General features: G+C 65.6%; 11 protein-coding genes. 7 read left to right on the top strand and 4 right to left on the bottom strand.

Features of this window, described 5'->3' with window-relative positions; translation table 11 throughout:
- The coding region (locus ACXJL8_RS18315) for a UDP-glucose dehydrogenase family protein (protein ID WP_456685358.1) at window positions 1-1005 on the top strand (1005 nt) is incomplete at its 5' end.
- A 135-nt stretch (window positions 1006-1140) separates the two neighbouring features.
- The gene (locus ACXJL8_RS18310; protein ID WP_456624287.1) at window positions 1141-2025 is read left to right on the top strand and encodes an aldose 1-epimerase family protein; all 885 of its coding nucleotides are present in this window, start codon (window positions 1141-1143) and stop codon (window positions 2023-2025) included.
- A 32-nt stretch (window positions 2026-2057) separates the two neighbouring features.
- Here ACXJL8_RS18310 and ACXJL8_RS18305 read toward each other — a convergent pair whose 3' ends face one another.
- Window positions 2058-3212, bottom strand: a complete 1155-nt coding sequence (locus tag ACXJL8_RS18305; protein WP_456624288.1) for an acyltransferase family protein — start codon at window positions 3210-3212, stop codon at window positions 2058-2060.
- Between the two features lie 285 nt (window positions 3213-3497).
- Between ACXJL8_RS18305 and ACXJL8_RS18300 the strand changes: the two genes are divergently transcribed.
- The gene (locus ACXJL8_RS18300) at window positions 3498-4313 is read left to right on the top strand and encodes a response regulator (protein WP_456624289.1); all 816 of its coding nucleotides are present in this window, start codon (window positions 3498-3500) and stop codon (window positions 4311-4313) included.
- Window positions 4314-4349: 36 nt separating this feature from the next.
- On the opposite strand, the gene ACXJL8_RS18295 is transcribed toward ACXJL8_RS18300, so the two are convergent.
- Complete coding sequence (locus ACXJL8_RS18295) at window positions 4350-5480, bottom strand: alpha/beta hydrolase family protein (RefSeq protein WP_456624290.1); 1131 nt, start codon at window positions 5478-5480, stop codon at window positions 4350-4352.
- Window positions 5481-5813: 333 nt separating this feature from the next.
- On the opposite strand from ACXJL8_RS18295, the gene pgm reads away from it, so the two are divergent.
- The 4 genes from pgm to ACXJL8_RS18275 all read left to right on the top strand — a co-directional run bounded on the left by pgm (window position 5814) and on the right by ACXJL8_RS18275 (window position 10542).
- Complete coding sequence (gene pgm / locus ACXJL8_RS18290; RefSeq protein WP_456624291.1) at window positions 5814-7460, top strand: phosphoglucomutase (alpha-D-glucose-1,6-bisphosphate-dependent); 1647 nt, start codon at window positions 5814-5816, stop codon at window positions 7458-7460.
- Between the two features lie 282 nt (window positions 7461-7742).
- Window positions 7743-8792 (top strand): aromatic ring-hydroxylating dioxygenase subunit alpha, encoded by a 1050-nt coding sequence (locus tag ACXJL8_RS18285; protein ID WP_456685357.1) that lies wholly within the window; start codon window positions 7743-7745, stop codon window positions 8790-8792.
- A 5-nt stretch (window positions 8793-8797) separates the two neighbouring features.
- The gene (locus ACXJL8_RS18280) at window positions 8798-9550 is read left to right on the top strand and encodes a GntR family transcriptional regulator (protein ID WP_008139252.1); all 753 of its coding nucleotides are present in this window, start codon (window positions 8798-8800) and stop codon (window positions 9548-9550) included.
- A gap of 11 nt (window positions 9551-9561) precedes the next feature.
- Window positions 9562-10542: a PDR/VanB family oxidoreductase gene (locus tag ACXJL8_RS18275; RefSeq protein WP_456624293.1), complete on the top strand. Its 981-nt coding sequence runs from the start codon at window positions 9562-9564 to the stop codon at window positions 10540-10542.
- Window positions 10543-10668: 126 nt separating this feature from the next.
- On the opposite strand, the gene ACXJL8_RS18270 is transcribed toward ACXJL8_RS18275, so the two are convergent.
- Together ACXJL8_RS18270 and ACXJL8_RS18265 are read right to left on the bottom strand one after the other, a co-directional pair.
- Window positions 10669-11127, bottom strand: coding sequence for a cupin domain-containing protein (locus ACXJL8_RS18270; protein ID WP_456624294.1), 459 nt, complete (start codon window positions 11125-11127; stop codon window positions 10669-10671).
- Window positions 11128-11391: 264 nt separating this feature from the next.
- The coding region (locus ACXJL8_RS18265; RefSeq protein ID WP_456685356.1) for a putative bifunctional diguanylate cyclase/phosphodiesterase at window positions 11392-12764 on the bottom strand (1373 nt) is incomplete at its 5' end.

The following is a 12764-nucleotide window of genomic DNA, read 5'->3' as shown; positions in this document are numbered from 1 at the left end:
GCGAAAGAGATCGCGCAGTCGCTGTCCGGCTTCACCGTCGTGGTGACGAAGTCGACGGTTCCGGTCGGCACCGGCGACGAGGTCGAGCGCATCATCCGCGARACGAAYCCTGMGGCCGAYGTSGTSGTCGCCTCSAAYCCCGARTTCCTGCGCGAGGGCGCSGCGATCCGCGACTTCAAGTTCCCSGAYCGCGTCGTCGTCGGCACYTCCGACGAGCGCGGCCGCAAGGTGATGGGCGACATCTACCGCCCGCTGTCGCTGAACCAGGCGCCGCTGATGTTCACCGAACGCCGYACCGCCGAGATGATCAAATACGCCGCGAACGCGTTCCTCGCGACCAAGATCACCTTCATCAACGAGATCGCCGATCTGTCCGAAAAAGTCGGCGCCAACGTCCAGGAGGTCGCGCGCGGCATTGGCCTGGACAACCGCATCGGCACCAAGTTTYTGCATGCCGGCCCGGGCTTCGGCGGCTCCTGCTTCCCGAAGGACACCAAGGCGCTGATCAAGATCGCGCAGGATTACGACGTGTCCTTGCGCATCGTCGAATCCGTGCTCGCGGTCAACGAGAACCGCAAGCGCGCGATGGCGCGGAAAGTCAGCCAGGCGCTCGGCGGCTCGCTGCGCGGCAAGACCATCGCCGTGCTTGGCCTCACCTTCAAGCCCGACACCGACGACATGCGTGATGCGCCGTCGATCCCGCTGGTCACCGGCCTGCTCGACATGGGCGCCAAGGTGCGGGCGTTCGATCCCGTCGGCATGGAGCAGGCCAAGGGCGAGCTTCCCAGCATCACCTATTGCGAGGACGCCTATTCCTGCGCGCAGGGCGCCGACGCGATCGTCATCGTCACCGAATGGGTGCAGTTCCGTGCGCTCGACCTCGACCGGCTGAAGGCGACCATGACGCAGCCCGTCGTCGTCGACCTCCGCAACATCTACCGCCCGGAAGAGATGGCCGCGGCCGGCTTCACCTACGAGAGCATCGGGCGGCCGTCCCAGGCCTAGCGCGACGCTGAGCTCCAAGACGTCGCGCTCGCCCGGTCTCGAGGCGAGCGCAGCATTTTCCAATGCGCTATGGTCCGTTCGAACAGGGCTGCGGCGCTTTGCGCCGCCAGCCTCGCTGCCGCCATGGGGATGGTCATGACCGACGACACGCACACGATCCGGAGTGGCGGGCTCACCGCGACCATCAAGGCGCAAGGCGCCGAGCTGTGCTCGCTGAAGAATGCTGCCGGTGTCGAATTCATCTGGCAGGCCGGGCCGGCCTGGCCGCGCCATGCGCCGCTGCTGTTTCCGATCGTCGGGCGTCTCGTCAATGACGAGATGCGGCACCGGGGCAAAACCTACCGGATGACCCAGCACGGCTTTGCGCGCGACAACCGCTTTGCCTGGGCGGAACGTGGCGAGAGCCGCTGCGCGCTGGTGCTGGAAGACAGCGAGGCGACGCGCGCGCTCTACCCGTTCGCGTTCCGTCTGGTTGTGACCTACACGCTCGACGAAGCCGGCCTCGATGTGGCGCTGAAGATCGTCAACACCGGTGAGGAGACCTTGCCGGCGTCGCTCGGCGGTCATCCCGCCTTCAACTGGCCGCTTCAGCCCGACTTGCCCAAGGAGAGCTACGCGCTGACGTTCGCGAACGAGGAGTCATCTCCGGTTCGCCGTGTCGATGGCGGACTGCTGCTCGCGGCAACGGATCCGAGCCCCGTCCGAGGCACTGTGCTTCCACTGTCGGAATCCCTGTTCACAGTCGACGCCGTCATCTTCGATCGCATCAACAGCGATGCGGTCCGCTATGCGGCCGGGCAGGGCGCCGGGCCTTGGCTCAAAATGTCGTGGCGCGGCTTTCGCGAGCTCGGCGTCTGGTCAAAACCGTCGGGCGCGCCGTTCCTCTGCATCGAGCCCTGGCGCGGTTATGCGAGCCCTAAAGGCTTCGACGGTGAGTTCAGCGACAAGCCGGGCCTGATGCACATCGCAGCTGGCGCGGACGAAGAGCTGTCGTACCGGATCGAGGTCGGATCGTCCTGAGGCGGCAGGTCAAGCGCCGGCACCGCGGCTGTTCAGACGACACCTGCCGCGGCCACGGCGTCCGCGCGCGGCGTGGTCTTGGCCGCTGAAGAGGTCAGGCGATGCGCGAGATCCTGCGCGCGCCGCTCGATCAGATGCCATGTCGCGCGCGCGACGACATAGCTGAGCGCCGCGGTGGCGACATAGGCAATCAGCAGCGAGACCAGCCCGTTCGCGAGCGGCCAGACCTGGCGCAGGCCGTAGATCACCGCGAAGTGCGACAGGTACATCGAATAGGAATTGCGGCCGAGCGCCTCGAGCGGCCACCAGCGGATCGCAAGGCTGATGCAGCCGACCACGAGCGCGCCGAGGACGAGGTTGATCATCAGATAGTTGAATTCATGCGAGCCGGTCGCGCGGTCTGCGGCGAAGGACAGCGCAATGAAGGCGGCGAAGATCGCCGCGTCCGATTTCGCAAAGCCGTCGCGCAGCGAGAAGAACAGCGCGCAGCCGACCAGGAAGATCGGGAGCTGGTTCAGGAAGCTGATGTGCAGCGCGTTCCAGACGAAGGCCTCGTTGCCGGGGCCGTAATAGGCCGAGAACAGCGCGAAGGCGAACGGCTTGAACAGGCAGACATTGACGAGATGCAGCGCGATCGCGAGCGCCAGATAAAGATGGCGGCGCGATCCGAAGGCGGTGATCACGAACGGAAAGACGAGATAGAACGTCATCTCCGCGGCGATCGACCAGTCGCCCGGCACGACGCTGTTGACGCTGTCCGGCCAGAAGCCATGCAGGAACGTCGCGGTCAGGATCACCTGGAGCGGCCCGATGCCGTTGGGCGCGTTGTAGCTCGGCCCCGTGCCGTTGACGACGAGATAGAGCGGGATCGCGAGCCAGAACAGCGGCGCGATGCGCAAAAATCTGCGGATGTAGAATTTGCGGGTCGGGTTCGTTTCCGAGGCGCGCTGCGTCCACATCAGGCACATCGTCATGGCGCTGACGAAGTAGAAGATGTTGACGCCGACCCAGCCGCACATGAAGGTGAAATCGATCGCCCGGATGCCGGACGGAAACGACTGCGAGACGTGGATGGCCATCACGCCGGCGATGCCAAGACCGCGCAGGACGTCGAGGGAGTGCGAACGGCCGAAGGGCGTTGCGCCGCCATCGGTCCGACCGGCAGCCAACCGGGCCTGCCCCTGCATCAAATTGCTCCGTGGTTTCGCAACCGCCTCGCCCTGCGAGGCAGGACCATAAAGACGCAGGCGCCGATTCCGAAGCCGAAGACTCCGTTTACGTTAACCAGCGGTTGAACCTCGGCCTGGATAGCCGGATCCCGACATGTCCCCGGCGGGTTCCCTGGGGACGATGCGCAAAATGAGAAGTGTGGGGCAATTCATACTTAATACTTCAATATCGTGACCAATATTGTTTGGGCATCACAACGCGCCTATTATTCTGGCGGGCAATTTCGGGGGCTCGAATACGCCGTGAATGTACGTTCACAGGACAGCGCATCGCTGGGCGACCTGAAGTTCCAGGTCGGATCACAAGCACACAGGACATCCAAGACCGTGGCTGACTCCGCATTTCAGGAAATGCGGCCGCTCGGCCGCGAGCGCCTGATCGTCGTCGAGGACGATCCGGTGACGCGGACGATGCTGGTCGGCTATTTCAGCGAGAACAATTTCGACGTGGTCGGCGCCGGCTCCTGCGCGGAATGCCGCCAGGCGTTGCGGGCGCGCACCGATCTCGTCTTCCTCGACGTGCAATTGCCAGACGGCGACGGTTTCGAGCTCGCCAAGGAAATCCAGGCGACCAGCAACGCGGGCATCATCTTCGTGACCCGCCGCGACACCGACGTCGACCGCATCCTCGGCCTCGAGATAGCCGGCGACCACTACGTCACCAAGCCGATCAATCTGCGCGACCTGCTCGCGCGTGCGCGCAGCGTGCTGCGGCGGCGCTCGATCGACCGCAAGGCGGCGCGCAACCACAATTCGATCGCCTTCGGCGACTGGATCATCGACCTGACGCGGCGCGAGCTGCTCGGCAGCGACGGCAAGCCCGTATCGTTGACGCGCGCCGAATTCGACCTGCTCGCGGCCCTCGTCGGTGCCGACGGAAGGCCGCTCAGCCGCGACTATCTGATCGAGGTCGTCAGCAACCGCCAGGCCGAGGTCGACATCCGTACGGTCGATGCGCTGGTGGCGCGGCTGCGCCGCAAGCTCGTCGGCAGCGGCACGCCGGTCATCGCCACCGTCACCGGCGTCGGCTACAAGCTCGCGCTGAGCGAGCGCCTCTAGCGTCACCTGTCGAGAGGTTCGATTCACCCCGGCCGCCTATCGCGCGCGGGCGCTCCGGTCGGTGGGTTGCGCAGCCCCGGCCAGCCGGTCGTCGACCGCATAGAGCGTGCAGCTGGGCGACCATTTCATGCAGGCCGCGAGCGAATCGCGCTGGGCGTCGTCGATCGTCGTGCGTCCCGAACGCCAGCCGTAACCGCCATTGGGCGACACGGCAAAGGCCTTGTGCGGCATCGTGCTGGCGAGATAGCGCGCGAACTCGGCGCGCGCGGCCGCATTGAGCTGGCTCGGCGGCGGCAGCGGATCGGGCGGGCTCAGGATGTCGCGGCTGCCGAGCGCGTGCTCGCGCAGGAAGGCGTCGACGAACGGCGTCCATTGCGGGCGGCCCACCACCGAATAGAGATAGTGGCCGTCCTCGCCGTAAGGCGGTGCCGCGATGAATTTCGCGTTGCCGCCGCTTGCGCGAAATCCGTCATGGAGCCGGCGCGCGAGATCGGGACCGAAGAACGAATCGTTGGTCGCATAGACCCACAGCATCGGCACCCGCGAGGTCCTGCCGAAAGTGGCGAAGGCCTGCACCAGCCCATCCGGATTGCAGACATCGTCATCGTCGCGCGAGCCGCGGCCGCCGGCGAAGCTGATCGCGGCCACCAGCCCGGGCGGCGCCTGTGCGGTCAGTGCGACGGTGGCGAGCCCGCCGGCGGAATGGCCGGCCGCGATCATGCCTGTCGTCGTGACGTCGGCTCTACGCGCCATCGCATCGATCGCGGCGCGCAAATCCGCGACCGCGACCGCCGCTGCCGGCAGATAGGCGGCGTTGGCGCAGGCACCGACGCTGTCGACGCGGCCGCCCGGCGAGGTGCCGTAGCCGCGGCGCATCACGATCAGCGCGGCAAAGCCGCGCCGGGCATATTCGAGCGCGATGCCGAAATATTTATGCGCCGACATCGTCGCGCGGTTGTCGAAACTGCGCGGCGAGCCGTGGCTGAGCAGCGCGAGCGGATAGCGTTTTGGCCCCGCCGGGCGGACCAGGAAGGCCTCCAGCCCCTGCGGCCCGGCCTCCGCCATCGGGATGCGGAGATCCTCGGTGTAGAACTCCGCGGCGCGCGCGGGCGCGCCGGCCACAACGAGGCTGGCGATCAGCAGGAGCAGCTTGCCCGAGAGCATCATGGGACGATTCGAAGAGCCTCGAAAGTGCGGAGCATAACGGATTCTGAGTTCGGACGTGAGCACGCAACAATCTTGGTGTCGTCCCGGCGAAGGCCGGGACCCATACGCCGCAGCAATAGTTTTGCGGAAACTCGGAGTTGCCAGCTCGCTCCCGCAACCACTCCCTGTGGCTATGGGTCCCGGCCTTCGCCGGGACGACAGCGGAGGATGAGGCGCCGCCTCATCATCGCCCAAGGAACGCCTCCCCATCGCGCGGGTTGTGCCCTTGGCGGGGGCCCGGCCGATGCTATGGTGGCCCGCAATCTCTGCACGATCAGGACGAGGGTATCTCCAGTGGCTGAAGTTCATCCCGCGGCGGGCAAATTGGTCTCGCCGGACGCGCTCACCAACATTCCGCGGCTGGTGACGGCCTATTTCGCCAACAAGCCGGATGTTGCGGATTCCGCGCAGCGGGTGGCGTTCGGCACCTCCGGCCATCGCGGCACCTCGCTCAAGAACACTTTCAACGAGGGTCACATCCTGGCGACCACGCAGGCGATTTGCGACTACCGAAAGGAAAAGGGGCTGACCGGCCCTCTCTTCATCGGCATCGACACCCACGCGCTGGCCGAGCCGGCGCTGGTCAGCGCCGTCGAGGTGTTCGCGGCCAACGGCGTCGATATCATGATCGACAAGGACGGCGGCTACACGCCGACGCCGGTGATCTCGCACGCGATCCTGACCTACAATAAGGGGCGCACGTCCGGTCTTGCCGACGGCGTCGTCGTCACGCCGTCACACAATCCGCCGGAGGACGGCGGCTACAAATACAATCCGCCGCATGGCGGGCCGGCCGACACCGACGTCACCGGCGTCGTCGAGAAGCGCGCCAACGCCTATCTCGCCGACGGGCTCAAGGGCGTCGCGCGCATGGACTATGCCAAGGCGAAGAAATCCGCGCACGTCCACGCCTACGACTTCATCACGCCCTACGTTGCCGATCTCGGCAACGTCGTCGCTCTCGACCTGGTCAGATCCGCCGGCATCAATATCGGCATCGATCCGCTCGGCGGCGCCGCCGTGCATTACTGGCATCCGATCATCGAACGCTACGGCCTGAAGGCCACCGTCGTGAACGAGGCGATCGACCCGACCTTCCGCTTCATGACGGTGGACTGGGACGGCAAGATCCGCATGGACTGCTCGTCGCCCTACGCGATGGCGAGCCTGATCGCGATGCGCGACCGCTTCGACGTCGCCTTCGCCAACGACACCGACGCCGACCGTCACGGCATCGTGACGCGCACCGGCGGCCTGATGAATCCGAACCATTATCTTGCGACCGCGATTTCCTACCTGTTCTCGCACCGCCCGAACTGGGGCGGGAGTGCTGCGATCGGCAAGACCGTGGTGTCGAGCTCGATCATCGATCGCGTCGCCAAAAAACTCGGCCGCAAGCTGGTCGAGACGCCCGTGGGCTTCAAATGGTTCGTCGACGGCCTCGTCGGCGGCTCGTTCGGCTTCGGCGGCGAGGAGAGTGCAGGCGCCTCGTTCCTGCGCCGCGACGGCACGGTGTGGACCACCGACAAGGACGGCATCATCCTCGGCCTGCTCGCCGCCGAGATCATGGCCAGGACCGGCCGCGATCCGAGCCAGCTGTTCGGCGATCTCACCGCCGAACTCGGCGTGCCCCATTACGCGCGCATCGACGTCGCCGCCACCGCGCCGCAGAAGAATATTTTGAAGTCCGTCACGCCCGAGCAGCTCGGCCTCAAGGACCTCGCCGGCGATCCGGTCCGGGCAACGCTCAGCAAGGCGCCCGGCAACGGCCAGCCCTTCGGCGGCATCAAGGTCGAAACCGATTTCGGCTGGTTCGCGGCGAGGCCGTCGGGCACCGAGGATGTCTACAAGATCTACGCGGAAAGCTTCCGCAGCACCGAGCACCTGAAGCGGATTCAGGAAGAGGCTCAGGCCGGGCTCAAGAAGGTGTTCGGGGCGTAACTGCCGACGCAGCCGCCTTCTTACCCTCCAGGGGGGGTGTTCCGTATCGCGCGCTGTCATCACCCGCGAAAGCGGGTGATCCAGTACGCCGCGACGCCAGTTGTGCGACAACGACCGCCGCGGAGTACTGGATTCCCCGCCTTCGCGGGGAATGACTTGCGGTTAAGTCTGTATACATAGCCTCGCATTTAGGTATTACAGTACGCCATATTCGGTCTTGAATCATTCCATCCCTCCGCTATTGTATACATAACGTATTCATAAGCCTTGGGAGTGAGACCGGTGACAAAACCCTTCCCGATGAATGCCTGGTACGCCGCCGCCTGGGACGCCGACGTCAAGCCGGCGCTGCTGCCGCGCACGATCTGCGGCAAGCATGTCGTGATGTACCGCAAGGCCGATGGCTCGGTGACCGCGCTGGAGGACGCCTGCTGGCACCGCCTGRTGCCGCTGTCCAAGGGCCGGCTCGAAGGCGACACCGTCGTCTGCGGCTATCACGGCCTGAAATACAATGCGCAGGGCCGCTGCACCTTCATGCCCTCGCAGGAGACCATCAACCCGTCGGCCTGCGTCCGCGCCTATCCCGTGGTCGAGCGGCACCGCTACATCTGGCTCTGGATGGGCGATCCCGCGCTCGCCGATCCGGCGCTGGTGCCCGACATGCACTGGAACCACGATCCGGCCTGGGCCGGCGACGGCAAGACCATCCGCGTCAATTGCGACTATCGCCTCGTGCTCGACAATCTCATGGACCTCACCCACGAGACTTTTGTGCACGGCTCTTCGATCGGAAATGACGCTGTTGCGGAAGCTCCGTTCGACGTCACCCATGGCGAGAAGACGGTGACCGTGACGCGCTGGATGCGCGGCATCGAGGCGCCGCCGTTCTGGGCCAAGCAGCTCGGCAAGCCCGGCCTCGTCGATCGCTGGCAGATCATCCGCTTCGAGGCGCCGTGCACCATTGCGATCGACGTCGGCGTGGCGCCGACCGGGACCGGCGCGCCGGAAGGCGACCGCTCGCAGGGCGTCAACGGCTTCGTGCTCAACACCATTACGCCGGAGACCGAGAAGACCTGCCATTACTTCTGGTCCTTCGTCCGCAACTATCGCCTCGGCGAGCAGCGCATCACCACGGAGATCCGCGAAGGCGTCTCCGGCATCTTCCACGAGGACGAGCTGATCCTCGAAGCGCAGCAGCGCGCGATGGACGAGAACCCGGATCGCGTCTTCTACAACCTCAACATCGATGCGGGTGCGATGTGGACGCGCAAGCTGATCGACAAGATGGTCGCGAAGGAAAACCCGCCGCAGCACCTCCAGGCCGCGGAGTAGCTGACATGGCCGAGCGCGAGGTCGACCGCTCCGTCTCGCAGACCGTGAAGGCGCAGCTCGCGTTGCGCGACCAGATCCTGTCGGGGTCTCTGCGTCCCGGCGAGCGCATCTCCGAGCTCCAGGCGGTGGAGACCACCGGCGCCTCGCGCACGCCCGTGCGCATGGCGCTGGTGCGGCTGGAGGAGGAGGGCCTGTTGGAGGCGATCCCCTCCGGCGGCTTCATGGTGAAGGCGTTCTCCGAGCGCGACATCTCCGATTCCATCGAGCTGCGCGGCACGCTGGAAGGCCTCGCCGCGCGCTTCGCGGCCGAGCGCGGCGTCTCCGCGCGCGAGCTCGAGCCGCTGAAGGAGTGTCTCGCCGCGATCGACGAGTTGCTGCGCCAGGTGCCGATCTCGGTCGATGCGTTCTCGTCCTACGTCACGCTGAACGCGCGCTTCCACGCGCTGCTCACCGAATTGTCGCGCAGCCCGCCGCTGATCCGCCAGATCGACCGCGCCTCGGCGCTGCCGTTCGCGTCCCCCAGCGGTTTCGTGATGGCGCAGTCGGCGCTGCCCGAGGCGCAGCAGATTTTGATCATCGGGCAGGAGCATCATCGCGTCGTGATCGACGCCATCGAGAACCGCGAAGGCGCGCGCGCCGAAGCGGTGATGCGCGAGCATGCGCGGCTTGCCGTGCGCAATTTGCGGCTCGCGCTGCGCAACCGGACCCATCTCGACCTCTTGCCGGCGCTCGCGCTGATCAAGACCGCAACCGATTGAGGGCAGTCACCATGCGCTTCATCGAAACCTGGACCCCGGCCACGCTGGTGTCGACCCGCGATCTTTCGCCCGGCATCCGCGAATTCCTGATCCTGCCCGATCAGTTCGACGGTGCCGCCTATCCGGTCGGCAGCCACATCAATGTCAGCGTCAGCATCGACGGCCTGCCCGAGACGCGATCCTATTCGCTGGTCGGCGAGGCCTCGTCCCGCGGCTTCCGGATCGCGGTGCGCCGCGCAGAGGATTCCCGCGGCGGCTCGCGCTACATGTGGCAGCTCGCACCGGGCGCGCGGCTCGACATCACCCAGCCCGCCTCGCTGGTCGCGGTCGACTGGGCGCGTGAAAGCTATTGTCTGATCGCCGGCGGCATCGGCATCACCCCGATCGTTGGCGCGGCGCAGGCGCTGGCGCGGCGCGGGGCGAATGTCAGGCTGCACTATGCCGTGCGTTCGCGCGATGAGGCCGCCTATCTCGACGATCTCGCTGCCGTGCTCGGCGACCGCCTCGTCGTTCATGCCGGCAACGAAGGCCGCCGGCTCGACCTCGAAGCGCTGTTCGCGTCATTGCCGCAAGGCGCGATGGCTCTCTTCTGCGGCCCGATGCGGATGCTGGATGCCGCACGCCACGCCTGGATCGGGGCAGGGCATCCGCTCGCCGATCTCCGCTATGAGACCTTCGGTTCCAGCGGCACGCTGCCGACCGAGACGTTTCGCGTGCGCCTGAAGGCGTCCGGCGTCGAGCTTGAAATCCCGCGCGAGCGCTCGATGCTGGACGTGCTCAATGCGAACGGCCACGAGGTGATGTACGACTGCAAGCGCGGCGAATGCGGCCTCTGCGCCATCGACGTCGTCGAGGTCGACGGCGAGATCGACCATCGCGACGTCTTCTTCAGCGACCATCAGAAGCAAAGCAATCAGAAGATCTGCGCCTGCGTCTCGCGCGCCCGCGGCACCATCACCGTGGACACGCTGCTGCGCGCGGATGCGGTCTGAGGGGGCTTAGAGCCTATCCGCGTGCGATCAGCCGGCGAAGGAGGCCTTGTCCGCTCTGCCCTCGGGAGCGGACAGGTTCGGTTCATTCTACCGGTTCAGCCAGGGGCCAACAGCGGAAGTGCGATCCTACCCCGCAACGATGACGCAAGCCGTGGCCATCATCGGCGCGTGCCGCGCGATTGAGGACCTGAGCTTGTTGGCGGCGCGGATGGCGAAGCCCAGGGGGTGCGGATTGTTCAGGCGAAGGAAGGCGACTTTCTTCACGTAGCCCTCGACATGCCATTTGGCGTGCGCACCGCGATGAAAAACGATCACGTCACCGACCCCAAAGCGTTTTGGCGGCATGCCTTTGCTCTCGAGCACAATTGATCCTTCGAGGATCACGATGGTTTCGTCGAGATCGTAGTACCAATTGAACTTGCCCTCAGTGCAGGACCACACCATGGTCTTGGCGGTGCCACATGCACTGGTCGACAGCACGCGCGAGCGCGCTTCCGGATTTCCTTCAATGATCCAGGATGGCTCGACCGGCGAGGGCGTGAGGTCCACGTCGCAATGTCCGGCTTCAATCAGCGCAAGCTGCATGGGTCTTCTCCAAGACTGATCGGACCGATCGAGAAAAGGTCGATCGCGAGCAATTGCCGAGCTTCTTCTTCGGCACTCACACAATCAACTTTTCGCAAGAGTGGGAAGCCGCCACTTTGCCGCAAGCGGCCGTCGCCGGGCGGCTAATGCGGGTTACCTCCAAGGCGTATTCTCATGCCGGGTCAAAGCGGGAAATTGTCGGAATTGCCTGTGCAAGTTGCGCCGCCGCCGGAAGCGGACGTCCCACTTTTGCGAGTGCACGCCTCACGCCGCGTAGATCGCCCGTTGCTTCTTCGGGTCGAGCAGCGCCAGAACCTGCTTGGCCGACACCGGCCGGCCGATCAGATAGCCCTGGACTTCGTCGCAACTGAACTGGCGCAGATATTCGAGCTGGTCGGCGGTCTCGACGCCTTCGGCGACCACGCCGATGCGCAGGTCGCGCGCCAGCGAGATCACCGACTTCACGATCGCGGCGCAGTCCGGCTGCACCAGCATGTCGCGGATGAAGGATTGGTCGATCTTGATGCGGCTGAACGGCAGCTTGCGCAAATAGGTGAGCGAGGAGAAGCCCGTCCCGAAATCGTCGAGCGCCACCGTGACGCCGAGTTGCAGCAGCGCATTGAGGACCGAGGCGGCGGAGCCGTATTTCGACAGCAGCATCGATTCCGTGATCTCGATCTCGAGGCGGTGTGGAGCGATCTTCGCGTCCGCAAGCGCCTGCACGATGATCTGGAGGAGGCCGTTGTTGTGGAACTGGGCGGCCGAGAAATTCACCGCGACCCTGATCTCCTCCGGCCAGTCCGCGAGCGTCGCGCAGGCGCGCCGGATCACCCATTCGCCGATCTCGTGGATCAGCCCGGTCTCCTCGGCGATCGGAATGAATTCGCTCGGCGGCACCAGTCCTCGCTGTGGATGCTGCCAGCGCAGCAGCGCCTCGAAACCGGTGATCCGGTTGTCGGCGAGATCGAGGAATGGCTGGAACACCAGGAACAGCTCGTCCCTGGCGATCGCGCCCGCCAGATCCGATTGCAGCGCCTTGCGGTCGCGCGACGCCCTGTCGTCGGCTTCCTCGAAGAAGCAGACCGTGCCGGGTCCCGCCTTCTTGGCGCGATAGAGCGCGCTGTCGGCATTTTTCATGACGTCGAGCGGCGTGTTGCCGTCGCGCGGCGCCAGCACGATGCCGACGCTGGTCGCGCCGACGATCTCGCGGCCCTCGATCAGGAACGGTTCCGCAAAGGCCGCGACGAAGCGCTCGGCAATCTCGAGCGCATCTTCCGGCCGCGCCAGATTGGCCATCACCAGCGCGAACTCGTCGCCGCCGATGCGCGCGACATGTTCGGCCGCCCGCGTGCAGCGTTGCAGGCGGTTTGCGACCTGGACCAGGAATTCGTCGCCGGCTGGGTGGCCGAACTTGTCGTTGACCTCCTTGAAACGATCGAGGTCGAGCAGGAGCACCGCGAATTCCTCGCCGGACAGGGCCAGCCGCTTGAGGGCGCCATCGAGCGTTTCATTGAAGGCGAAGCGGTTGGGCAGCAGGGTCAGAGGATCCTGCCGCACGGTGCGTTCCGCCTCGATCTGCCGCATGACGCGGCGCGCGAACGAGATGGAATTGACGAACACGCTGCGCAGCAGCACCG

Source organism: Bradyrhizobium sp. P5_C11_2 (assembly GCF_054049755.1).
The sequence above is the reverse complement of the archived record's forward strand: the minus strand, read 5'-3'. Positions and strand labels throughout refer to the sequence as shown.